Raw genomic sequence first — 21,073 nt, forward strand, 5'->3', positions numbered from 1 at the left:
GGACCGCACGGTAAGGACGGCTCGCCTCCGGCATCGCTGCGGGCGTGGGCTTGCCGTGGCTTCGCGGGTGGTGGCTAGGCCTTCTTCAGCGGGCGGGCGCCCAGTTCGTCGGCCAGGAGTTGGAGCAGTACCGACTCCGGGTCCTTGGCCTGGACCTCGTTCACCGTGCCTGGATCTACCGGGCGGGCGGCCTCGGCCAGCATTGCTTCTTCGTCGTCCGGTTCCGGCGGGAGCGGGTCGTCGGGCTCCGGGGGCTCCGGCGGAGGTGGGACGTCGTCCACCGGCGGGCGGGGGGCCTGGCTTTGTTGTGGTTCCGGCTGGGGGCGGGACTGTTGGTTCTGCGCCTGGCTCGGGCGGGTGGGGGCCGGGCGGGCCGCCTTGGCCGGGGTTGATTGTTGTGCGGCTGCGCCCGGGGTGCCGTGGGTGCAGCGGACCTGCCAGGTGCCGCCGAGCACTGAGGAGAGGGCCGTGGCGATGGCCTCGGTGTTGCGGGACTCGGCCAGGCGGCGGGCCAGGGGGGCCGATGTGTGGGTGATCGTGACGACGTTGCCGTCCACCTCGCTGACCATGGCGTTGGTCAGCATCGCCTCGGTGCTTCGGCTGGTCGCGCGGACCGCGGCGAGCAGTTCTGACCAGATTCGGCGGACCGCCGTCGCGTCCATGGTGCCGCCGCCGGCCGTTGAGGCTGCGGGCTGTGGCGGTGCGACGGGTGCCGTGACTGCGGCTGCGGGCGCGGGCTGTGCCACAGCGGGAACCGGTGACGGAGTGGGCGCGGCTACCGCGGCCGGTGCCGGAGTGGGGGCGACGGCGGCTGCGGGCTGAGCCTGAACCGGGGCCGCTCGGGGCGGTTCCTGTTGCCTTGGCTGTTCGGGCTCCGCGGGTTCTGCCGGTTGCTGGGACCTGCGGGTGAAGACCGGGGCGCCTGCTTGAGGCGGGGCTTCGCCCGAGGCCGCTGCGATCGCTGCCGGGGGGCGGCGTTCCAGCTGTTCCAGGCGTTGGAGGAGAGCGGCTTCCGACTGGCTCACCGACGGCAGGAGCATGCGGGAGACGAGCAGCTCCAGCAGGAGGCGGGGGGCGGTGGCGCCGCGCATGTCGACGAGGCCGGCGTGGACGATCTCGGCGTAGCGGGTCAGGGCCGCCGGGCCGATTCGTTCTGCCTGGGCCGCCATGATGGCCACTTCGTCGTCCGGGGCGCTCACCAGGTTGCGTTCGGCCGCGTCCGGGACGGCGCAGAGCAGGACCAGGTCGCGGAGGCGGTCGAGCAGGTCCGAGGCGAAGCGGCGGGGGTCGTGGCCTGCGTCCACGAGGCGGTCGATGGTGCCGTAGACGGCGGCGCCGTCGCCTGCGGAGAGGCCGTCCACCACGTCGTTGATCAGGGCCGAGTCGGTGACGCCCAGGAGTGAGATGGCCCGCTCGTACTTGACGCCGTCCGAGCCCGCGCCGGAGAGCAGCTGGTCCATGACGGACTGGGTGTCTCGGGCCGAGCCGCCGCCCGCGCGGATCACCAGCGGGAAGACGGAGGGTTCTACGGCCACGCCTTCCGCGGCGCAGTTGCGTTCCAGCAGCGAGCGCATGACGCCGGGCGGGATCAGGCGGAACGGGTAGTGGTGCGTGCGCGAGCGGATGGTCGGGAGGACCTTGTCCGGCTCGGTCGTCGCGAAGATGAAGATCAGGTGCTCTGGAGGCTCTTCCACGATCTTCAGCAGGGCGTTGAAGCCCTGCGTGGTGACCATGTGCGCCTCGTCGATGATGAAGACGCGGTACTTGGACTCCGCCGGGGCGTAGAAGGCCTTGTCGCGGAGATCACGGGCGTCTTCCACACCGCCGTGCGAGGCCGCGTCCAGTTCCACGACGTCGACGCTGCCGGTGCCGTTCGGCGCGAGGCCGATGCAGCTGTTGCACTCGCCGCACGGGTCGGGCGTCGGGCCCTTCACGCAGTTCAGCGAGCGGGCGAGGATGCGGGCCGACGACGTCTTGCCGCAGCCGCGGGGGCCACTGAACAGGTACGCGTGGTTCACCCGGCCTGCCGACAGAGCGACGCGCAGCGGATCGGTCACGTGCTCCTGGCCAACGACCTCGGAGAACGTGGCCGGACGGTACTTGCGATACAGAGCGAGCGCCACGCCCGGAACAGTACCGGTGGCCACCGACACAAAAAGGGGACCCCGTGCACCCACCAGAGCCCGCTTATCCTTGCTGCCTTCCGGCCCTGGGGAGGTTCGCGAGATGTGTGCCGCACGAGGTCCGACGCAAGTGTAGCGAAGGGTCCTGATCGAACAAACGTTCGAGTTGCCCACAGTGTTGTCCCCAGCTGTGGACAACTGGGCACACACTTACCCGACCTCCCTCCTGCACACTGATCGGCATGCGCAGAACGGGCCTCGTGGTGGCCGTGATCGTGGTGGCCGCGACCGTCGTCGCCGGAGTTCTGGTCTACCGCACCAAGGGTGACGACGCGGTTCCGAACCGTGCGACCGACGTGATGGTGTGGCCGACGCCGCACACGCTCGAACGTGTGACGGAGGACGTGCCGATCCCCGCCTCGGTGACCATCGAGGGCGATGTCGAGGCGAGCACGAGGCAGGTCGTCGAGAAGGCGCTCGCGGGTGGTACCGGCAGCGCCGCGCTGAAGATCCGGTTCAGCACCGACAAGGGACTCTCGGCGGAGGCCTACCGGATCACGGTCGGGTCCACCGAGGTGAGCGTGGCGAGCGCGGACCCCGCGGGTGCGTTCTACGCCGCGCAGACCCTCCGCCAGCTGGTGCGGCAGGGCAAGCTCGCGGGCGTCAAGATCGACGACCGGCCGTCGCTGCCGCAGCGCGGGATCGTCGAGGGCTTCTACGGACGGCAGTGGACCTACGCCGAGCAGCAGGCCCAGCTCGACTTCGCCGCCACGGTCAAGTTCAACTCCTACGTCTACGCGCCGAAGGACGACCCGTTCCACCGCGAACGCTGGCGCGACCCCTACCCTGAGGATCGCCTCGCCCAGATCGCTGAGCTGGCGAAACGCGCCGCCGCCGGGCACGTGAAGTTCACCTACTCGCTCGCTCCGGGCCTGTCGATGTGCTATTCGAAGGACGCCGACCGCGACGCCGTCCAGGCCAAGCTGACCCAGCTGCACAGCGCGGGCATCAGATCGTTCGCGCTGCTGCTGGACGACATCGACTACGGCAAGTGGAACTGCCAGGAGGACCGCGACGCGTACGGCCCGCCCAACCAGGAGAACGCGGCACGCGCGCAGAACGACCTGCTCAACGACACCGCGCTGACCGTGCGGAACCAGCTGCCGGACTCCGGGCCGCTGATCACCGTCCTCACCGAGTACGGCGACATCAACCAGACCCCCTACAAGAGCGTCTTCCGCGACAACCTCGACAAGTCCGTCGTGGTCATGTGGACCGGCACGGCGGTCGTACCCACGACGATCACCAAGGCCCACTCCACGCGCGCCGAGCAGCTGTGGGGCCGCAAGACCCTGATCTGGGACAACTACCCCGTCGCCGACTTCCCGGACGCGAAGGGACGGCTGCTGCTCGGCTCGTACTCCGGCCGCGAACCGGGGCTCAGCGTCGTCGGCCTGCTCTCCAACCCGATGAGCCAGGCCTACGCGAGCCGCGTCGCGATGTTCGAGATGGCCGACTACGCCTGGAACGTCGGCATGTACGACGAGGACGCGGCGGAGCTCGGCTACGCGAACCTCCTCGCCGGCGGTGACGAGCAGGTGCGGACGGCTCTGCTCGCGTTCTTCGACATGAGCTCGTGGACGGCGCCACGCCTCGCCGCCGAGCTCAGGGAGTTCCAGGACAGGTGGAAGGCCGGGGACAAGAAGGCCGCCGTCGCCGACCTGCGCGCCTACGCCGACGTGCTCGCCGGGGCACCGAAGACGATCAGGGAGCGCGTGGACAAGGGCTTCGCCACCGACTCCGAGCCCTGGCTCGCCCAGACCGAGCTGTACGGCAGGGCGTTGCAGGCCACGGCGGACGGACTGGGCGGCAGGCGCGATGGCTTCACCGAGTCGTCCGAGCTCGTGAAGAAGCTGAGCAAGGACCTGAAACTGGGCGACGGAACGCTCGACAAGTTCCTCACCCAGGCCCCCAGGCTCTAGATCGAACGTGTGTTCGAGTTGTCCACCGGCTTGTCCCCAGCTGTGGACAACTTGCGTCCCGTGGCGAGCATCAGCAGGTCAGGGGCGGGCAGGTCCGGAATCCCGGACTCGCGGAAACGCTTGCGCGCGCCCCAGAACGGACTCTTCAGCACGTGCTCCAACGCGGCCTGGGCCGGTTCGAGCGGCATCTCCCGGACGCGTCCCAACGGCCGCGCGATGTCCTGACCGTGCACGAGGAAGTCGACCAACGGATCGATCGGCGCGGCCATGGGCGCACGCTTCGGTGAGCCGGCCGTCTCGCGGATCTGCGCGATCAACTCCGATCGAGTGAACTTCGCCGCGATCGTGCGGGCCTTGTCGTCCTCCATGCGCTCCCAGTCGAACCGCGCCTTCACCACGCCGGTGAGCACGTCCCGCCAGCCGGTGCGCGTCGACGTGGTCAGGTGCGCGGCCATCTCCTGCATGGTCCAGCCGGTGCAGAGGGTCTCGCGCCGCCACTCGTCGTCGGTCAGGTCCTCCAGGAGATCGGCGACGCTCAGCCGTTCCGCCTCCAGCCACTTCATGATCATGATTGCCCCTCGATGACGGCCAGCCTGCGGCGCAGGAAGTCCTGTTCGGATTCGGTGCCCGCGAGCGCGATGGCCTCGCGGTAGGCCTGGACGGCCTCGTCGTCACGGCCCAGGCGGTGCAGCAGATCCGCGCGAGCCGCCCGGTACGGGTGGTAGTCGCGCAGCTTGGGCACGCCGGCGAGTTCGTCGAGCAACGCGAGCCCGGCCGCCGCCCCGTCGCGCATGGCGATCGCGGCGGCCCTGTTCAGCGAGACCACCGGGGACGGGCTGAGCTTCCCGAGCACGTCGTAGAGCGCGACGATCTGCGGCCAGTCGGTGCTCGCGAAGTCCGGCGCCTCGTCGTGCAGCGCGTTGATCGCCGCCTGGACCCCGTACGGGCCGTGTCCGCCGGTCAGCGCCCGTTCCGCGAGCGCGCTGCCCTCGTCGATCAGGTCGCGGTCCCAGAGCGCGCGGTCCTGGTCCTCCAGCAGTTCGGCGCGGGCGTCGCGGCGGGCGTGGATCAGCAGCATCAACGCGAGCAGCCCCGTGACCTCGCGTTCGGGCAGCAACCGGTGCAGGATCCTGGCGAGCCTGATCGCTTCCTCCGCGAGATCGGCGCGCTGGGCCGCGTACCCCTCGGTGAAGATCGAGTAGACGGCCTGCAGCACGCCCGGCAGGCGTTCCGGCAGTTCGTGCGGATCCGGCACGCGGAACGGGATGCGCGCCTCCTTGATCTTCTTCTTGGCGCGCACGATCCGTTGCTGCATGGTCGGGACCGGCACCAGGTAGGCCCGCGCGACCTCCGGTGTCGTGAAACCGGCCAGGCAGCGCAACGTCAGCGCTCCCCTGTCCTCCTCGGGCAACGCGGGGTGCGCGCACGTGAAGAACAGCTCCAGCCGCTCGTCCGGCATCGGATCGGTCGCGGGCGGATCGGCCCGGTCGACCTCCACCTGCAGCAACGCCAGCCGCGCCGCGTGGACCTGGTCGCGGCGCAGGCGGTCGACGGCCTTGCGGCGCGCGGTCGTGAGCAACCACGCGCCGGGCCGGTCCGGCACCCCGTCCACCGGCCAGTGCTTCAGCGCCGCCTCGATCGCGTCGGAGGTGACCTCCTCCGCCAGGTCGAGGTCACCGAACCGCTTGACCAGGGTGGCGAGCAGCCTGCCGCGCTCCTCCCGGAACACCTGCTCGACGTTCATCGGATCAGAAGTCGAACTCGGCGATCGGCCGGACGACGACGGCACCGCCGTCGCGCGAGCCGGGACACTTCGCGGCCCACTCCAGCGCGGCGTCGAGGTCCGGCACGTCGATGATGTCGTAGCCGCCCAGCACCTCACGGGTCTCGGCGAACGGCCCGTCGGTGACGGTGCGCTTCCCGTCCTGTCCCACCTGGACGGTGGTCGCCGTGACCAGGTCGGCCAGCGAGTGGCCGGAGACGAGGACGCCCGCGTCCTTCATCTCCTTCTCGTAGGCGATCCAGTCCTGGACGGTGCAGCTCGCCTGCTGGTCAGAGGCCGCGTAGATCAACAGCATGTACTTCACGAATGCCCTCCTCGGTCCGGTCTTACGGGATCACGACGAGCGGGCAGGCGCCAGATCGACACAGGCCCCGGACTTTTTTCGGCGACCCCCGTTTTGGGCCCCGGAACACCCGTCCGGTAAGGTTCTCGACGGAGGATTCGCATAGCGGCCTAGTGCGCACGACTGGAAATCGTGTTGGGTTCACCCCCTCACGGGTTCAAATCCCGTATCCTCCGCTCTCGCCACGAAGGGCGCCGAACTTCAACGTTCGGCGCCCTTCGCGCGTTAACGTTGCATGATGCTGCCCGAAGACCTGATGCTGCTGTTCCTCGACGAGGAAGACGGCCGCGTGCTCGTGGACTCGACGGCGATCCACAACGCTCTCGCCGGCGCCGTCCTGCTGGAGCTGGTCAAGTCCGGGCGGGTCGCGTTCGAGCCGGACGGCAGGAAGCTCGCCGTGGTCGACCCGGCGCCGTTGACCAACGCATTCCTGCAGGAGTCGTTGACGCGCCTCAACAAGCCCATGAAACCGCAGCGGGCGGTGGAGCGGTTGCGGACGCACGTGCGGGACAACGTGATGGCCCAGCTCGAAGCCCAGGGCGTGCTGACGGTCGAGAAGACCAAGGTGCTCGGGATCTTCCCCACCAAGAGCTACGTGATCCAGGACCACCAGGCGGTCAGCGAGATTCGCGATCTCGTGGGCAACGTGGCGCTGGGGCATGCGGCGCCGGACGAGCGCACGGGCGCGCTGATCTCCTTGCTGTACGCGGTGAAGGGACTGCACAAGGTCTTCAACGGCGACAAGCGCGAGATGAACGCACGTGCCAAGGAGATCTCCGCGGGGAACTGGGCCGGTGTCGCCGTGAAGAAGGCGATGGAGGCGGTTCAGGCCGCGGTCATGGCGACGATGGTGGCCTCGACGGTGGCGGCCACGTCGGTCGGAGGAGGTTCCAGCTGATGCTGCACGAAGACCTGATGCTGCTGTTCATCAACGAGCAGAACGGAAAACTGCGCGCCGACTCGTCCTCGGTGGAGAACGCGCTCGCCGGTGCCGTGCTCATCGAGCTGGCGAACTCGGGCCGCGTCGCGTTCGATCCCAACGGCAAGAAGCTCCAGATCGTCGATCCGACACCGCTGAAGGACCCGGTGCTGCAGGAGTCGGTGACGCGGATCGACAAGCCGATGAAGCCGCAGCGCGCGGTCGAGCGCATCCGGAAGCAGTTGCGGGACAACGTGGGCGCGCAGCTGGAGAGCCGTGGCGTCGTGCGGGTGGAGCCGCGGAAGGTGATGGGGATCTTCCCGGCGAAGAGCTACGTGATCACCAAAGAGGCCGCGCAGAACGACGTGCGCAAGGCGGTCGCCGAGGTCGCGCACGGCTACCGGGGCGCGGATGCGCGCACCGGGTCGTTGATCACGCTGCTGTACGCGGTGAATTCCGTGCACAAGGTCGTCGAGGGCGACAAGCGCGACATGAACAAGCGCGCCAAGGACATCGCCGCCGGCAACTGGGCGGGCGACGCCGTGCGCAGGGCGATCGAGGCGATCCAGGCCGGCGTGGGTGCCGCAACGGCAGCTGCCGCCGCCGCGTCGGGTGGATGACGCGGCGACGGCAGCAGTAGCGGCGGTTACTTCTTCAGGCAGTCGAGAACGTCTTCCAGCGCGAACACGATCCTGTCGACGTTCGCGTCACCCGTGGACGGGCGGGCGCGGACGATCTGCGGGTCGTGGTCGCTCGCCTGGTCGGCGAACTCGGCGTTGATGTGGACCACGTCGTAGCTGAAGCGCGTGATGTTCTTGCTCATCACGAGGTGGTCGAGCGTCTGCGAGTTGCCCTCGAAGACGTAGCTGTACCGCTCGTTCGCGGGCAGCGTGTCGATCAGCGCCTTGAGGTTGCCGTCGCCGGTGAGGGCCTTGACGGCGGGCGAGAACTGGTAGTCGTTCAGGTCGCCCGCGAGCACCACGTTGGCGCCCTTGTCGATCGCGCGGATCTGCTCCGTGAACGTCTTCAGCGCGGCGGCCTGCTTGCCGCGCTGCACCTCGGACGTGCGGTTCGGCGGCTGGTTGCGGCCGTGGATGGCCTCGTCGCCGCCCTTGGAGTTGAAGTGGTTCGCGACGACGAAGACCGTGCGGCCGCGGAACTTGAACTCACCGGCGAGCGGCTTGCGGCTGCTGGCCCACGCGTCGTTGAGCGGGTCGATCCGGCCCGGTGACACGGAAAGCGCCGCGCGGCCGTTCTTCTTCACGACCTGGACGGGCGTCTTGAAGTCGCCGCCGGGACGGTCCACGAAGGACACTCGCTGCGGGTTGAAGAAGAAGCCGACGCGGATGTTGCCGCCGGGCTCGCCGCCGTCCTTGAGGTTCTCCGGGTCGATCTGCCGCCACTGGTAGCGCGGGCCGCCCTTGGCGACGATCGTGTCGGAGAACTTCTGCAGCGTCTGGTCCGCCGCGACGACGCCGTCGTTGGTCGCGCCGTTGTTGTCCTGGATCTCTTCCAGCACAACGACGTCCGGGCTGCGCAGGTTCGTCGTGACGCCCTCGGCGAGCCGGTCGAACTTCTCCTGCGGGTCGGACGGGTCGAGGTTCTCGACGTTGTAGGTCGCGACCGAGAGCTCGGACTCCTTCTGCTGCGCGGTGATCTCGCGCTGCAGGTTGGACGACGCGTGGGCGCCGAGGTTCAGCGCCGCCAGCGTGTAGCCGCCGAAGTTCGTGTACTCGATGGCGCCGACGGTCGCGCCGGCGAACACGTCACCGACGTTCGAGGCGGGCAGCGTCCCCGCGGTCTTGATCTTCAGTCGGCCGCTGTTGGCCTGGTCGTAGCTCGTGTAGGTGGTGCCGCCGCGCAGGTTCTTGTTCTGGTCGGGGTTGACCGTCACCCAGACCTCGCCGAACGTGTTGCTCGGGCCCACGACGCGGGCGTCGTCGACCTGGACGAGCGTGCCCTCGAGCGACTCGAAGTAGTCGAGGCCGTACTTCGCGGGCTCCAGCGGGAGCTGCTCGATGCTGCCGCCCGGAGCGGGCAGGTAGCCGGTCGGGATGTTCTTCACGACGACCGGCGCCGGGACGGGGTTGCCCTTGGAGACCGTGATCGTGGTGGGCGCGGTGATCTCGGTGAGGGTCTGGTTGGAACCCGTCTCACCGCCCGGCCGGTACTCCGCGATCGTGCCGCTGACCACCACGCTGTCGCCGACGGCCACGGTCGGCGCGCTGCCTGCCGTGTAGACGAAGACGCCCTCGCTGGTGCGCGGGTCGTTGTCCGGGGCCGTGTCCTGGATCCAGAAGCCGCGGTCACCCGAGGCGCGCGTGCCGGTGACGACACCGGGGACGTTGGTGACCTTCTGGCCGACCAGCGGCGAGATGCGCGTGACGCCCTGGATGTCGTGGACGCGCTTGTCGCCGGGGGTGGGGTCCTCCGGGTCGGGATCCGGGTCGCCGCCGCCCGGGGTCTCGCCCTTGGAGTTGGTCGGGGTGGGGTCGCCGACGGTGAAGTCCGCGGAGTTGTCGTCCGTGTCGGGGAGACCCGTCTTGCGCGACGCCGAGGTGGTGTTGCTCAGCGCGTTCGTCGCGGTGGCCTCGCGCACCACGGCCGTGCCGAAGCCGACGAGGTCCTTGATCCGCGTGTCGGCCGCGCAGTCGGCGACCGTCTTGCACGTCAGCGCCGCGGTGCCGTTGACCAGCGCGATGGTGCCGCCGGTGGCGCTCATGGCGATCGTGCCGGTGGCGTCCGGGGCCGGCAGGTCGACGGTGCCGCCGGTGCCCTTGGCCTGCGCGACGAGGAACGTCTTGCCGGGCGCGATCGAACCGGTCAGCGGGGTGACGCCCCACTGCGTGCTCGCGCCGGGGGTCGCCGAGATGTACTGGACGCTGAAGCCGTCGAGCGCGATCGGGGTGGTGCCCTTGTTCGCGAGCTCGACGAAGTCCTGCTTGAGGGTGGCGCCGGAGTTGCCGCCGCCTCCGTAGACCTCGGAGATCAACGCGTCTGTGCTGGGTGCGGCGACGGCGGGGACGGCGGCGAGCACGAGTGCCGCCACCGCTGTCCCGACGACGGGCAGGGTGGGTCTCAAAACTTCCTCCAGGGGATGCGGCGGACCGACGCATCTTTCCCCGATCGGGTGAGCTTTGGTAGCCGTTGTTACTAACGGTTAACCGGTTGGCCCATCAATGATCACTCGAACAAGTGTTCGATCATGGTGTATGCTCCATTTCGGAACGCCGGCCCGTGGGCCCCTCCCAGGCACCGGCCGGCGTCCCTACATTTGGTACGTGGGGATTCCGAGCTACGAGCGCCGCTGCGCCGAGATCATCAACCAGACCGAACTGCTGGTCGCCTCCCTGGACGACGCTGACCTGGGCATTCAGGTCCCGTCGGCTCCAGACTGGACCCTCAACCAACTGCTCCGCCACGTAGGCCACGCCCACCGTTGGGCAGACTCGATGCTCCGCGACAGGCTGCCGGAGATCGACTTCTCCCGCAACGGCGCGCAGCTCCTGGACTCGTATGTGGGTGAGTCGCCGTCCGTGCTGATCCCGTGGCTGCGGGAGGGCGCCGCGTCTTTGTCCGAGGTGCTCAGGGAGGTCGACCCGGACGAGATGATCGCGCCGCTGGGCGGCTTCCCCGGCCCGCGCGTGTGGTCGCGCCGGATGACGCACGAGACCGTGATCCACAGGTGGGACGTGGCCAACGCCCTGGGTCTGCCGTACGCGCTGGACCCGGAGCTCGCTCAGGACACGCTGCGCGAGTGGACCGGTCTCGCACTTCCGTACGCGTTCCAGCGGTGGCCTGAGGAGACCGCTCCTCTTGCCGGTTCCGGAACCGTGCACCTGCACGCCACGGACGTCGAGGCGGAGTTCGTGATCGATCTCACCGGTCCCGCGCCGGTGGTCGAGGAGGGACACGCGAAGGCCGACGTGGCGTTGCGCGGACCCGTCGTCGATCTGGTGCTGGCTGTTTATCGGCGTCGGTCGGTCGAGGGGCTGGAGGTGTTCGGGAACGCGGACCTGCTCTCGCTGGTCCTGGAGCGCGTACGTTTTTGACCATGGGGTCGCTGAGCTACGAGGAACGCCTGGCCATCATCGTCTCCGAGACGTCGCTGCTGGTCACGGGGATCGAGGGCGCCGATCTCTCGATCCCGGTGCCGGCCACTCCGAACTGGACGCTCAACCAGTTGCTGCGCCATCTCGGCCACGCGCACCGGTGGATCGCGCAGATGGTCGGGGAACGGTTCCCGGAGGTCGACAGGTCACTCAGCAAGGCGCACTCGGTCTCCGAGTACACCGGCGAGACCGCCGCGGAGCTGGGCCCGTGGCTGATCGAGGGCGCGTCGCTGATCTCGGACACGATGCTGCCCGTCGACCGGCGGGCGATGATCGCGGTGCTGCGGCCCGGCGAGCCGGGGCCGGACTTCTGGTCGAGGCGGATGGCGCACGAGACGGTCATGCACCGCTGGGACGCCTTCGACGCGCTCGGCCTGCCGTTCGAAGTCGACGAACGCGTGGCCTACGACACCTTGTACGAGTGGATCACCGCGATCTCGCAGATCATCTTCGACCTTCGGCCGGCCGTATCCGAGCTGCTCGGCTCCGGCGCCCTGCACTTCGAGACGACGGACACCGCGCAGATGTGGACGGTCGACTTCAGCGGAACCGAGCCGAGGCTGACGGAGGACGAGGAGAATTGGTCGGTCGCGGTGCGCGGACCGGTCATGGACATCCTGCTGGCGCTGTACCGGCGGCGCGGGGCGGAAGGTCTCGAGGTGACCGGAGACGCCGGGCTGCTGGCCAAGTTCCTGGACGCGATGAGGTTCTGAAGACGCAAGAAGGGCCCCGGATCGCTCCGGGGCCCTTCAACAGCGGTGGCGGTGGGATTTGAACCCACGGAGGCTTTCACCTCACACGCTTTCGAGGCGTGCTCCTTCGGCCGCTCGGACACGCCACCGATAAGAACAATACACAGCCCGCGCGACTGGCTTAACGCTGGGTCCGGAAGAAGCGTTCGAGCAGGTCAGCGCACTCCTGTTCCAGCACGCCGCCCTGCACCTCCGGCCGGTGGTTGAGCCGGCGGTCGCGCACGACGTCCCACAACGACGCCACGGCCCCGGTTTTGGGCTCCCAGGCGCCGAAGACGAGACGGGAAACACGGGCGAGCACCAGGGCGCCCGCGCACATCGTGCAGGGTTCCAGCGTCACCGCGAGCGTGCAGCCGTCGAGCCGCCAGCCGTCGCCGTACTTCGCGGCGGCGGCACGCAACGCCAGGATCTCGGCGTGCGCGGTCGGGTCGCCGAGCGCTTCGCGTGCGTTGCAGGCCTCGGACAGCACGGAACCGTCCGGCGCGAAGACGACGGCGCCGATCGGGACGTCCGCGCCTGCGTGCGAGGCCGCTTTCAGGGCGGCCCGGACCATCTCTTCGGAAGTGATCACGCTTGGATCGTGTCGAGCAGTTTCGTGAGCTCGTCGATGAAGCCGATGCGCTGGGCGATCATCTGGAGCTGCTCGTCCGGGTAGAGGTCGACCTCGTCGACGATGATCTGGAGTTCGTGCGAGGGCATGCCCAGGTCGGTCAGGACGCCCAGGTCGCCTTCCGGCCAGAGTTCGTTGTCCTCTTCGTCCGGTGGGTCGACACGGAGGAGATCGAGAACGTCGGCCGCGATGTCGTAGTCGAGCGCGGCGGCCGCGTCGGACAGCAGCAGCGCTACGCCACCCGGCACAGGACGCAGGATGATGAAGAACTCGTCGTCGACGGCGAGGAGACCGAACACAGCTCCTGTCGACCTCAGTTGGCGCAGCTCCGTGATCGCCGCGTCCAGCTCCGACAGCGCGGAGCTGTCCATCCTGCTGCACCGCCAGCGGCCGTCCTCTCGGACGACCGCGACCGCGAAGCCGTTGACCGGCTCCTGCTGTGTCATGTGCACACCGTAGGGCCCAGACGACCTTCCCGGTAGCCGAGGTGGTGGCACCATCGGTAGATGAGCACAACTACGCCGGACCCCCGTCTCGCCGGATTGCTCGAAGGGGCTCGTTCGCTCCAGCCCCGCACGGTGGCGCTGCGCCGTCAGATCCACCGGCACCCTGAACAGGGACTTCACCTCCCCAAGACGCAGGCCGCCGTCCTGCACGCGCTGGAGGGGTTGCCTGTCAAGGTCACGAAGGGCGAGTCGTCGACCTCGGTCGTGGCGGTGCTCGAGGGCGAGCGGCCGGGGCCGACGGTGCTGTTGCGCGGCGACATGGACGGCCTGCCGCTCCAGGAGGCGACGGGTCTGCCGTTCGCGTCCGAAGTGGACGGCAACATGCACGCCTGCGGCCACGACACGCACGTGGCGATGCTGGCCGCCTCCGCGCGGCTGCTGGCGGACCGGCGTGACGCTTTGAAAGGCCGCGTCCTGTTCATGTTCCAGCCGGGCGAGGAAGGCCATCACGGCGCCCGGCACATGATCGAGGAGGGCCTGCTCGACGACGGCGTGGAGAAGGCGTTCGCGCTGCACATCACGTCCACGATGAAGTCGGGCGTGGTGACGTGCCGGCCGGGGCCGATGATGGCGTCCGCGGACTCGTTCCACGTGCACGTGAAGGGTCGCGGCGGTCACGGTGCGATGCCGCACAACGCGCTGGACCCGGTGCCCGCCGCGGCCGCGATGGTCGGGGCGATCCAGACGATGCTCGGGCGGCGGGTGAGCGTTCACCAGCCCGCCGTGGTGACCGTGGCGCAGATCCACGCCGGCACGACGACGAACATCATCCCCGAGGTCGCGACCCTCGACGGGACGATCAGGACGTTGTCGGAGGAGACGCGCACGCTCGTGCACAAGGAGCTCAAGCAGGCCATCAAGCACACGGCCGCCGCCTACGGGTGCCATGCCGAGGTCAGCATCGTGCCGGGCTACCCGGTGACGGTGAACGACGACGTCGTCGGGCAGCACGTGGTGGATCTGGCGGCCGCGGCGATGGGTGCCTCCTGGAGCGAGCCGATGCAGGATCCGCTGATGGGAGCGGAGGACTTCTCCTACGTGCTGCAGCGGGTTCCAGGGGCGTTGGCGTTCCTCGGGGCCTGCCCGCGGGGCGTCGACCTGGAGGATGCCGCACCGAACCACTCGAACCGGGTGCTGTTCGACGAGGCCGCCATGGAGCACGGGGTGGCGATGTACGCGGCGTTCGCGCTGGACGCCCTCCGCTAGATCGCAGCGAGTGCGAACGGTTGTCCACCGCGACGACGGGCGCGGGGCAACCGTTCGCACTCCCGCCATTTCACGCAAATTTGCAAGCTCGCGCAAATTTGCACCAGCTCGCGCAAATTTGCACACCCTACTGATTCATTAACCACAGTTCGACCAAACGCCCCAACGGATCCCTACCTGCGGATACAGACACATCAAAGCCTTCTTCTTGCCCTTCTTCGGCCGCCGTGCAAGTATCTGCGCACCCAATTTCGCAACCCCAAATGGAGTTGTGCAGTGACGCAACCAATCACTCCTGCTCACGCTTTGATCGTCGCGGCGACCTTCGGCTTCATGGGCTGGTTGATCACGCGGGGTCAGGATCCTTGGTCCGCGCTGCTGATCACCCTCGCCGCTCTGGCAGGCACCGTGGTCGTGACCAGGGCCAGCTGGCAGGGCGCTCTGGCCGTGCTGCGCCGCCTCGCCGGCAGCGCCTGACCAGGCGTGCTTAGTCCGCGTACGCGTCGCACGGAATGATGGGCGCCGTGCGAGACGTGTGCGTGATCGGACTGGGACTGATCGGCGGCTCCGTGCTGCGGGCCGCCAAGGCTGCCGGGCGCACGGTGTGGGGTGCGACGGCGAGCAAAGAGGACGCGGACAACGCGCGCGCCGAGGGCTTCGACATCGTGAGCGTGGACGAGGCCCTCAGCCGGAACGCCGAGGCGCTCGTGGTCCTCGCCGTGCCGATGCCCGCGCTGCCGGACCTGCTCCGCAAGATCCCCGCCGGCACTCGGCTCACGGACGTGACCAGCGTCAAGGGGCCCGTGCACGACGCCGTGCACCGGTACGCGAAGGGCGTCCGCTTCGTCGGCGGGCACCCGATGGCCGGCACCAGCAAGAGCGGGTGGAGTGCCGGCGGCAAGACCCTCTTCCAGGGTGCCGCGTGGGTCGTCACGCCTGAGGAGGCCGACGACCACCTCAACGACGTCATTCAGCTCGCGCTCGACCTCGGCGCGCACGTGGTGCCGACGACGCCGGAGGAGCACGACGAGGCGGTGGCGCGGATCAGCCACCTGCCGCACATCATGGCGGCGATCCTGGCCGCGGTCGGGGCGGACGGCGGGCCGCTCGCCATGGCGCTCGCGGCGGGCAGTTTCGGGGACGGCACGCGGGTCGCGGGCAGCAGGCCGGAACTCGTCAGGGCCATGTGCGAGGGGAACCGGGACGCGCTGCTGATGGCCGTGGACGACGCACTGGGACGGCTCGGCGCGGCGAGGGGTTCGCTGGCGTCCACCGGTGGTCTGGCGAAGACCATCGAGGCCGGGCACGACGGCCGGAACGTGCTGGTCAACCAGCCGCAGCGCACCAAGATCACGATCGATCTGACCAAGCCGGGAGCACTCGCGGCGCTGCGGAATCTTGGGTCTCGCGGCGGACGTGTGGTTGGGCTGAACGGCAGCACCGCGCAAGCGGAAACGTCGTAGGGTCGCCGAGTGGATCGACGGACGCTCGCCGGCGGACTCGGTGGACTCGCGCTCGTCGTGGCCGCCGTCGTGGTGCTCCGGGCCGGTGACGCGCCGGACACCCTCAAGAAGGAAACGGCGGACGGCGTCGAGGTCGTCGCGCTCCAGGAACCGATGAAACCCTCCAACGCCAGGGCTCAGGCGCTGGACGTGGACGCGCTGCAGATCGCGTGGAACGGCTCGGCGTCGGCCTACGAGGTGCGCTGGAACGGCAACGAGCAGCTCGTGCCCGGTCCCGAGGTCGAGCTGCCGAACCTGAGCCCCGACACCCAGACCGAGGTCGAGATCCGGGCGGTCAGCGCGACCGGCAGGCGCAGTGAGCCGCTCAGGATCGCCGCGACGCCCAAGGACGTCTACAACGGCAAGTGGGAGGACCAGCTCGTCGGCCAGGCGGACAGGTTCGACGGCCCGGAGGCGCTCGATCCGCGGAAGTGGCGGGTCGAGGCGGAACCGGAGTGCCTGGGGCTCAGGCAGTTCGGGCAGAGCAAGCGCATCGACGTCGACTGCCCGATGGCCGCTTTCCAGAGCAACACTCCGATCAGGTTCGGAGTGCCTGCGAGCGACGGCGCGACCGGCCGGGCGATCATCAGCGTCGCGGGCGCGGTCGAGTCGAGTCACGTGCGGCTGACGTTGCTGCCCGATCCGTGGCAGTACCTCAAGGAGACCGACGCGCAGCCGAAGGGCGCGGTCAGCCTCGACATCACGACGCAGGGCACGCGGATCGTCGCCGACCCCGATCTTCCCCGCACCGGCAAGCAGATCGACCTGGGCGACGCGCCGATGACCGGGCTCGTCGCGGGCGTGCGGCACCGCTGGGAGATGCGGGTGCTGCCCGAGGCCGTGGTCGCGTTGCGGGACGGCGTCGTGGTCGCCTACGAGCCCGTCGCGATCAGGGAACGGCTGGTGCACCCCCGGATCCGCATCGACGGCGGCGGTTTCCTGGACGCGTTCGGCGTCGGAGGCGTGCCGGAACGCGTCGTGCCCACCGAGGTCATCACGCTGGACCGCGACGTCGACCTACCGCAGGACGTCGTGGCCGCGAAGCTCGTCAAACCGGACGCGGGCCAGGTCACGGTCACCGAACTGCCGCTCAGCGCAGGCAAAGTCGCTGCCCAGGAAGCCCAGCTCGTCGTCATCCGCAAACCCGAGAGCCGCCCCGGCACGCTCCCCCGGCTCGCGGACCGGCCCGGCGGCATCAAGACCGGCGCGCCGCGGCTGCACGTCATGCACGAGGACGGCACCAAGCCCCCGCAACCGTTGCCCGGCAAGGGACGCGTCCTGATCACGGCCGAGGTCAACGCCATCGGGCACCGCGGCATCGAGCTCGAACTCGACGGCAGGCGGATCGTCTCGCTGCCCACCAACGAGCAGGGCCCCGGCGTTCCCGGCAGGCACGAGTTCTGGCTCGACACCACGAAGCTGACCCCTTCGGCACACGCTCGGCTCAAGCTCAGCGTCCTTCCGGCGGACGGTGGCGAACCCGTTATCGCGGAAACCGTGTTCGAGCTGGGGTGAACGCCTTAGCGTGACCGCTATGAAGCGGGTCGCCTTCGTCGTCGTGGGCCTCGCGCTGGTGGCGGGCGTGATCGTCCTGCGCGACACCGGCGGGAGCGACTCGGGCCTGCCGGTCGCGCCCCCGGCGCCGACGAAGCTCAAGCCGTACGTGGCGGAGCAGGTGCTGGTGCCGGGCCCCCAGGGTCGTCCGGCCACACCGGCAGGCGTCGTCGCACGCGCGGGCCACCACAAGATCCAGCTCAGCTGGACCGGCGACGCGCCCGCGTACGAGGTGCGGTGGGGCGACAAGGTCAAGCTCGTCACGCGCCCCGGCACGCAGCTCAACGGCCTGGAGAACGAACGCGAGCAGCAGATCGACATCCGCGCCGTCGACTCGTTCGGTCAGCGTTCGCAGCCCGCCCACGCCAAGGCGACCCCGCGCGCCGACAACGCCCCGTACACGTTCGTCGACCGCTTCGACTCTTCCGACGAGCCCGACCTCCAACTTTGGAGGCTCTCCAAGCGCACCGACTGCGCCCGCGCCACCAGCGGCGACGAGAACGACCACGACCGGCTCGTGATCAGCAGCAGCTGCGGCACCCGCGCGGTGACGCTGAGGTCGCGCACGCCGTTCGTCCGCGGCGACGACGAGAGCCGGCTCGTGATCGAGACCGACGCCCCCGGCACCGGCGGCAAGCTGCTGCTCGACCTCGTGCCGGGCCCGGTCAGCGTGCAGGGCGAACCGGTGCCACCGAACACCGTCCGCGCCACGGTCTCCACCGACAACTCCGGCAACTCGATCGTCGAACTCGTCCCGAACGGCACCGCGGTCAAGCCCGTCCCCGCCGCACTGCCCGGCGTGACCGTGCGCTGGGAACTCGTGCTGACCCCGGCCGGCGTCCAGGTCGTGCGCGACGGAGACGTCGTCGCCACCTCGCCGTTCGTGCCGCAGTGGCGCGAGGCCACCGCGCTGGTCGGCGTGGCGGCACTGGCGGGCGACCGGATCCGCGCCGGCGTCGACCTGATCGGCTACCGCACCGCCAAGGCCGACGCGCCGCTCGCGGGCCCGACGCCTCAGGTCCGCGTGGACGGTCCGGCGAGCACGAGCGCCAACCCCATCGCGGACGTCACCTCGGGTCAGCTGCGCATCGCTCTCATTCCGTCGCGCGAGAGCGAGCCGGTCACCGCCGTCAAGGTCAACGGCGTCCAGGTACCGCTCCGGCCGGCGATCGAGGGCACGCCGTGGAAGCCCGGCGCGGAGTACCCGGCCGTCGCCGACCTGCCCAAAGAGGCCTTCACCGACAACCTGAACGTGCAGCTCGTCACCCAGGAGCGCATCCAGGTCACCCACACCGACGTCGAACTGACCGGCCCGAAGAAGGAACCGCGCCGCCAGCCCGGCACTCCCCTGGTGGAGGCCAGGCCGACGCTCGCCGACCCGATCCCCGAGGTCCTGGACGCGAGCGGCCAGCCCATCGAGAACGGCGCCGCCTTCAACCGCGGCCGGGTCGTTCTGGAGGTCCGGGTCAACGCCCTCGACGCGGCCGTGGCGGGCCTCGCCGGGTTCGAGATCAGGCTCGACGGCAACCACGTCGCCACCGTGCCGACTACGGCCGACGGACCCGCCGCCGCGGGCCGGTGGCGGATTTCACTCAAGACGGGGGCGATGACCGCCGGGGCGCACGCCATCGAGGTGAAGGCGTTCAGCACTGATTCAGAGGTGCACCCGGAGACGGGTTACGTTCCTTTTTTGCTCAAGCCGTGAATGCCGCAAGATGGACGTATGGCACGCGCACTGATCATCGACGCCGCCCGCACGCCGTTCGGGAAGTACCGGGGAGGTCTGTCCGGCATCCGGGTGGACGACCTCGCGGCGCTGCCCATCGTCGACCTGCTGCGCCGCTACCCGTCGCTCGACCTGGCGCGCATCGACGACGTGCTGCTGGGTGACGCGAACGGCGCCGGCGAGGACAACCGCAACGTCGCCCGCATGGCCTCGTTGCTGGCGGGCCTGCCGGTCTCCGTGCCGGGCGTGACGCTGAACCGGCTGTGCGCCTCGGGTGGCGAGTCGATCATCCAGGGCGCGCGGGCGTTGATCACCGGCGACGCTGATCTGATCGTCGCCGGCGGTGTCGAGGGGATGTCGCGGGCGCCGTTCGTGACGGCCCGCCCGGACAAGGCCTTCCCGGATCGGCTGGAGACCGTGTCGACGGCGCTGGGCTGGCGGCTGGTGAACCCGCGGATGCCCAAGCACTACACCGTGCCGCTGGGCCTGGCCGCCGAGAACGTGGCCCACGAACTCGGGATCACCCGCGACCAGATGGACAACTTCGCCCTCCGCTCACACCGTCGCGCCGCCGCGGCGTGGGATGCCGGTGTGCACGAGGGTTTCGCGTTCCCCGTCCAGTTGCCGGACGGGACGGCGATCCGGCGCGACGAGAACGTCCGCGCCGACACCAGCATCGAGAAGCTCGCGAAGCTCAAGCCCGCGTTCTCCGAGCAGGGTTCGGTGACGGCGGGCAACGCGTCGCCTCTGAACGACGGCGCGCTGGCTGCTTTGCTCGGCACCGAAGCGATCGCGTCCGAGTTGGGCGTCGAGCCGCTCGGCGAGGTGCTCGGGTCGGCGACCACCGGTGAGGAGCCGCACCGGTTCACCGTCGCGCCCGTGTCAGCGATCCGGAAACTGTTGAAGCGCCTGCACATCGAGGCCGAACAGGTCGACCTGTGGGAGATCAACGAGGCCTTCGCCGCGATGGCTCTCTCGGTGGTGCACCACCTTCCCGAGATCGACAAGGAGAAGGTCAACGTCCACGGCGGCGCGATCGCCTACGGCCACCCACTCGGCGCCTCGATGCCGCGCGTGATCGTCGACGTGTGCCGCCACCTGCGGCAGCGTGGCGGCGGCATCGGCATCGCGGCGGCCTGCGTCGGCGTGGGTCAGGGCGTGGCCGTGGCGGTGCGCGTCTAGTCCTTGGGGTGCAGGATGTCGCGCGCCTGCTCGGCCGCGCGGACGATGCTCTCGCTGACGAAGTCCAGGAACCGCGCGATGTTCTCCAGCCGCGTGGAGGCCGGGGTGCCGGCGCCGAGGACGCCGGAACCCTGCCGCGCGGCCTCGGCGAGCTTCGTCGTGCCGGCGGCACTCGCGATCATCGACTGGTACCAGATGTCGCCTTCGTCGACGACGTACCGCTCGCGACGGCGCTCGTCGCGCTCGCGCGCGATCAGGCCCTGACTTTCCAGGAAGGACATGGCCTTCGAGACCGACGCCGGACTGACCTGCAGGTGTCCCACCAGTTCTGACGCGGTCAGGCTGCCGGAGTCGGTCGTGTACAGGCTCGCGAGCGCCCTCGCCGGCATCTTCGACAGCCCTTGGCCCATGAAGATGCCCGAGAACAACTCCTCGAACTCCCGCACCGCCTCCAAGTCGCGTCCGTCCGCGCGCTCGGCCGCTGGTCGGCGAGGTGCAGCCTGCTTGCGCCGTTGCGCACGGCGTTCCGTTGCGAGGTGGGCGATGTCGGCCTTGTACCCGGCCGGTCCTCCGTTGCGCATCACCTCGCGCGTGATCGTCGAGGTGGGCCGGTCGAGGTTCCTCGCTATCTCCGCGTACGCGAGGCCGTCGGACAGGCCGATGGCGATCTGACGGCGTTCCTGCTGGGTGAGTCGACCTCCTGGCATGCCCAGACCATAGCTTTCACCTTCATCTCATTGCAACAGTCGTTGCATTAGATCTACATCCCGTTG

19 protein-coding genes, 2 tRNA genes and 1 other RNA gene are annotated in these 21,073 nt (G+C 69.5%); 12 read left to right on the top strand and 10 right to left on the bottom strand.

The annotated features are described in order from the left end of the window. Positions 1-74: 74 nt before the first annotated feature. The gene (locus tag SK854_RS17275) at positions 75-2,123 is read right to left on the bottom strand and encodes a DNA polymerase III subunit gamma and tau (protein ID WP_319976128.1); all 2,049 of its coding nucleotides are present in this window, start codon (positions 2,121-2,123) and stop codon (positions 75-77) included. A 30-nt stretch (positions 2,124-2,153) separates the two neighbouring features. Beyond that, an RNA gene (gene ffs / locus SK854_RS17280) (signal recognition particle sRNA small type) lies at positions 2,154-2,250 on the bottom strand. Positions 2,251-2,365: 115 nt separating this feature from the next. On the opposite strand from ffs, the gene SK854_RS17285 reads away from it, so the two are divergent. Continuing rightward, complete coding sequence (locus SK854_RS17285) at positions 2,366-4,105, top strand: beta-N-acetylhexosaminidase family protein (protein WP_319976129.1); 1,740 nt, start codon at positions 2,366-2,368, stop codon at positions 4,103-4,105. On the opposite strand, the gene SK854_RS17290 is transcribed toward SK854_RS17285, so the two are convergent. Genes SK854_RS17290 through SK854_RS17300 form a run of 3 tightly spaced genes read right to left on the bottom strand, consistent with a single transcriptional unit; the run spans position 4,102 to position 6,192 of the window. Then, positions 4,102-4,674 (bottom strand): maleylpyruvate isomerase family mycothiol-dependent enzyme, encoded by a 573-nt coding sequence (locus SK854_RS17290; protein WP_319976130.1) that lies wholly within the window; start codon positions 4,672-4,674, stop codon positions 4,102-4,104. The genes SK854_RS17285 and SK854_RS17290 overlap by 4 nt on opposite strands. Then, positions 4,671-5,849, bottom strand: a complete 1,179-nt coding sequence (locus SK854_RS17295; RefSeq protein WP_319976131.1) for an RNA polymerase sigma factor — start codon at positions 5,847-5,849, stop codon at positions 4,671-4,673. The genes SK854_RS17290 and SK854_RS17295 overlap by 4 nt, the downstream gene beginning before the upstream one ends. Before the next feature lie 4 nt (positions 5,850-5,853). Beyond that, positions 5,854-6,192 carry a YciI family protein gene (locus SK854_RS17300; RefSeq protein ID WP_319976132.1) on the bottom strand — a complete coding sequence of 113 codons (339 nt, stop codon included), beginning with the start codon at positions 6,190-6,192 and terminating at the stop codon, positions 5,854-5,856. A 130-nt stretch (positions 6,193-6,322) separates the two neighbouring features. Between SK854_RS17300 and SK854_RS17305 the strand changes: the two genes are divergently transcribed. The 3 genes from SK854_RS17305 (at position 6,323) to SK854_RS17315 (ending at position 7,770) form a co-directional block, all read left to right on the top strand. After that, positions 6,323-6,407: transfer RNA gene (locus SK854_RS17305), tRNA-Ser, on the top strand. 62 nt (positions 6,408-6,469) lie between these two features. Continuing rightward, positions 6,470-7,129, top strand: coding sequence for a GOLPH3/VPS74 family protein (locus tag SK854_RS17310; protein WP_319976133.1), 660 nt, complete (start codon positions 6,470-6,472; stop codon positions 7,127-7,129). Then, on the top strand, positions 7,129-7,770 hold the full coding sequence (locus tag SK854_RS17315) for a GOLPH3/VPS74 family protein (RefSeq protein WP_319976134.1): 642 nt from the start codon (positions 7,129-7,131) through the stop codon (positions 7,768-7,770). The genes SK854_RS17310 and SK854_RS17315 overlap by 1 nt, the downstream gene beginning before the upstream one ends. A gap of 26 nt (positions 7,771-7,796) precedes the next feature. On the opposite strand, the gene SK854_RS17320 is transcribed toward SK854_RS17315, so the two are convergent. Further along, positions 7,797-10,232: an endonuclease/exonuclease/phosphatase family protein gene (locus tag SK854_RS17320; protein ID WP_319976135.1), complete on the bottom strand. Its 2,436-nt coding sequence runs from the start codon at positions 10,230-10,232 to the stop codon at positions 7,797-7,799. A 199-nt stretch (positions 10,233-10,431) separates the two neighbouring features. Between SK854_RS17320 and SK854_RS17325 the strand changes: the two genes are divergently transcribed. Both SK854_RS17325 and SK854_RS17330 read left to right on the top strand, forming a co-directional pair. Next, the gene (locus tag SK854_RS17325; protein ID WP_319976136.1) at positions 10,432-11,202 is read left to right on the top strand and encodes a maleylpyruvate isomerase family mycothiol-dependent enzyme; all 771 of its coding nucleotides are present in this window, start codon (positions 10,432-10,434) and stop codon (positions 11,200-11,202) included. Positions 11,203-11,204: 2 nt separating this feature from the next. After that, positions 11,205-11,975 (top strand): maleylpyruvate isomerase family mycothiol-dependent enzyme, encoded by a 771-nt coding sequence (locus SK854_RS17330; RefSeq protein ID WP_319976137.1) that lies wholly within the window; start codon positions 11,205-11,207, stop codon positions 11,973-11,975. Positions 11,976-12,018: 43 nt separating this feature from the next. Here SK854_RS17330 and SK854_RS17335 read toward each other — a convergent pair. From SK854_RS17335 to SK854_RS17345, 3 genes are all read right to left on the bottom strand, one after another. Beyond that, a tRNA-Ser gene (locus tag SK854_RS17335) sits at positions 12,019-12,103 on the bottom strand. A 32-nt stretch (positions 12,104-12,135) separates the two neighbouring features. Next, entirely contained in the window at positions 12,136-12,567 is a 432-nt protein-coding gene (locus SK854_RS17340; RefSeq protein ID WP_319976928.1) for a nucleoside deaminase, read from the bottom strand. 14 nt (positions 12,568-12,581) lie between these two features. Continuing rightward, positions 12,582-13,070 (bottom strand): tRNA adenosine deaminase-associated protein, encoded by a 489-nt coding sequence (locus SK854_RS17345; RefSeq protein ID WP_319976138.1) that lies wholly within the window; start codon positions 13,068-13,070, stop codon positions 12,582-12,584. Between the two features lie 60 nt (positions 13,071-13,130). On the opposite strand from SK854_RS17345, the gene SK854_RS17350 reads away from it, so the two are divergent. From SK854_RS17350 to SK854_RS17375, 6 genes are all read left to right on the top strand, one after another. Continuing rightward, on the top strand, positions 13,131-14,336 hold the full coding sequence (locus SK854_RS17350) for a M20 metallopeptidase family protein (RefSeq protein WP_319976139.1): 1,206 nt from the start codon (positions 13,131-13,133) through the stop codon (positions 14,334-14,336). A gap of 276 nt (positions 14,337-14,612) precedes the next feature. Beyond that, positions 14,613-14,813 (top strand): hypothetical protein, encoded by a 201-nt coding sequence (locus SK854_RS17355; RefSeq protein WP_319976140.1) that lies wholly within the window; start codon positions 14,613-14,615, stop codon positions 14,811-14,813. Positions 14,814-14,851: 38 nt separating this feature from the next. Further along, entirely contained in the window at positions 14,852-15,799 is a 948-nt protein-coding gene (locus SK854_RS17360) for a prephenate dehydrogenase (RefSeq protein WP_319976141.1), read from the top strand. Positions 15,800-15,808: 9 nt separating this feature from the next. Next, positions 15,809-17,353 (top strand): fibronectin type III domain-containing protein, encoded by a 1,545-nt coding sequence (locus SK854_RS17365; protein ID WP_319976142.1) that lies wholly within the window; start codon positions 15,809-15,811, stop codon positions 17,351-17,353. Between the two features lie 19 nt (positions 17,354-17,372). Then, on the top strand, positions 17,373-19,097 hold the full coding sequence (locus SK854_RS17370; RefSeq protein WP_319976143.1) for a hypothetical protein: 1,725 nt from the start codon (positions 17,373-17,375) through the stop codon (positions 19,095-19,097). Between the two features lie 18 nt (positions 19,098-19,115). After that, positions 19,116-20,300, top strand: coding sequence for a thiolase family protein (locus tag SK854_RS17375; RefSeq protein ID WP_319976144.1), 1,185 nt, complete (start codon positions 19,116-19,118; stop codon positions 20,298-20,300). On the opposite strand, the gene SK854_RS17380 is transcribed toward SK854_RS17375, so the two are convergent. After that, positions 20,297-21,007, bottom strand: a complete 711-nt coding sequence (locus SK854_RS17380) for a helix-turn-helix domain-containing protein (RefSeq protein ID WP_319976145.1) — start codon at positions 21,005-21,007, stop codon at positions 20,297-20,299. The genes SK854_RS17375 and SK854_RS17380 overlap by 4 nt on opposite strands. Positions 21,008-21,073 lie beyond the last annotated feature (66 nt).

The sequence above is a fragment of the Lentzea sokolovensis genome (genome assembly GCF_033949975.1).
Classification (GTDB): Bacteria; Actinomycetota; Actinomycetes; order Mycobacteriales; family Pseudonocardiaceae; genus Lentzea; species Lentzea sokolovensis.

Excerpts from the sequence above, each read along its gene's own strand:
- SK854_RS17285 (WP_319976129.1), top strand. The coding sequence starts at position 2,366 with ATGCGCAGAACGGGCCTCGTGGTGGCCGTGATCGTGGTGGCCGCGACC.
- SK854_RS17290 (WP_319976130.1), bottom strand. The coding sequence starts at position 4,674 with ATGATCATGAAGTGGCTGGAGGCGGAACGGCTGAGCGTCGCCGATCTC.
- SK854_RS17295 (WP_319976131.1), bottom strand. The coding sequence starts at position 5,849 with ATGAACGTCGAGCAGGTGTTCCGGGAGGAGCGCGGCAGGCTGCTCGCC.
- SK854_RS17310 (WP_319976133.1), top strand. The coding sequence starts at position 6,470 with ATGCTGCCCGAAGACCTGATGCTGCTGTTCCTCGACGAGGAAGACGGC.
- SK854_RS17315 (WP_319976134.1), top strand. The coding sequence starts at position 7,129 with ATGCTGCACGAAGACCTGATGCTGCTGTTCATCAACGAGCAGAACGGA.
- SK854_RS17330 (WP_319976137.1), top strand. The coding sequence starts at position 11,205 with ATGGGGTCGCTGAGCTACGAGGAACGCCTGGCCATCATCGTCTCCGAG.
- SK854_RS17340 (WP_319976928.1), bottom strand. The coding sequence starts at position 12,567 with ATGGTCCGGGCCGCCCTGAAAGCGGCCTCGCACGCAGGCGCGGACGTC.
- SK854_RS17345 (WP_319976138.1), bottom strand. The coding sequence starts at position 13,070 with ATGACACAGCAGGAGCCGGTCAACGGCTTCGCGGTCGCGGTCGTCCGA.
- SK854_RS17350 (WP_319976139.1), top strand. The coding sequence starts at position 13,131 with ATGAGCACAACTACGCCGGACCCCCGTCTCGCCGGATTGCTCGAAGGG.
- SK854_RS17360 (WP_319976141.1), top strand. The coding sequence starts at position 14,852 with ATGGGCGCCGTGCGAGACGTGTGCGTGATCGGACTGGGACTGATCGGC.
- SK854_RS17370 (WP_319976143.1), top strand. The coding sequence starts at position 17,373 with ATGAAGCGGGTCGCCTTCGTCGTCGTGGGCCTCGCGCTGGTGGCGGGC.
- SK854_RS17375 (WP_319976144.1), top strand. The coding sequence starts at position 19,116 with ATGGCACGCGCACTGATCATCGACGCCGCCCGCACGCCGTTCGGGAAG.
- SK854_RS17380 (WP_319976145.1), bottom strand. The coding sequence starts at position 21,007 with ATGCCAGGAGGTCGACTCACCCAGCAGGAACGCCGTCAGATCGCCATC.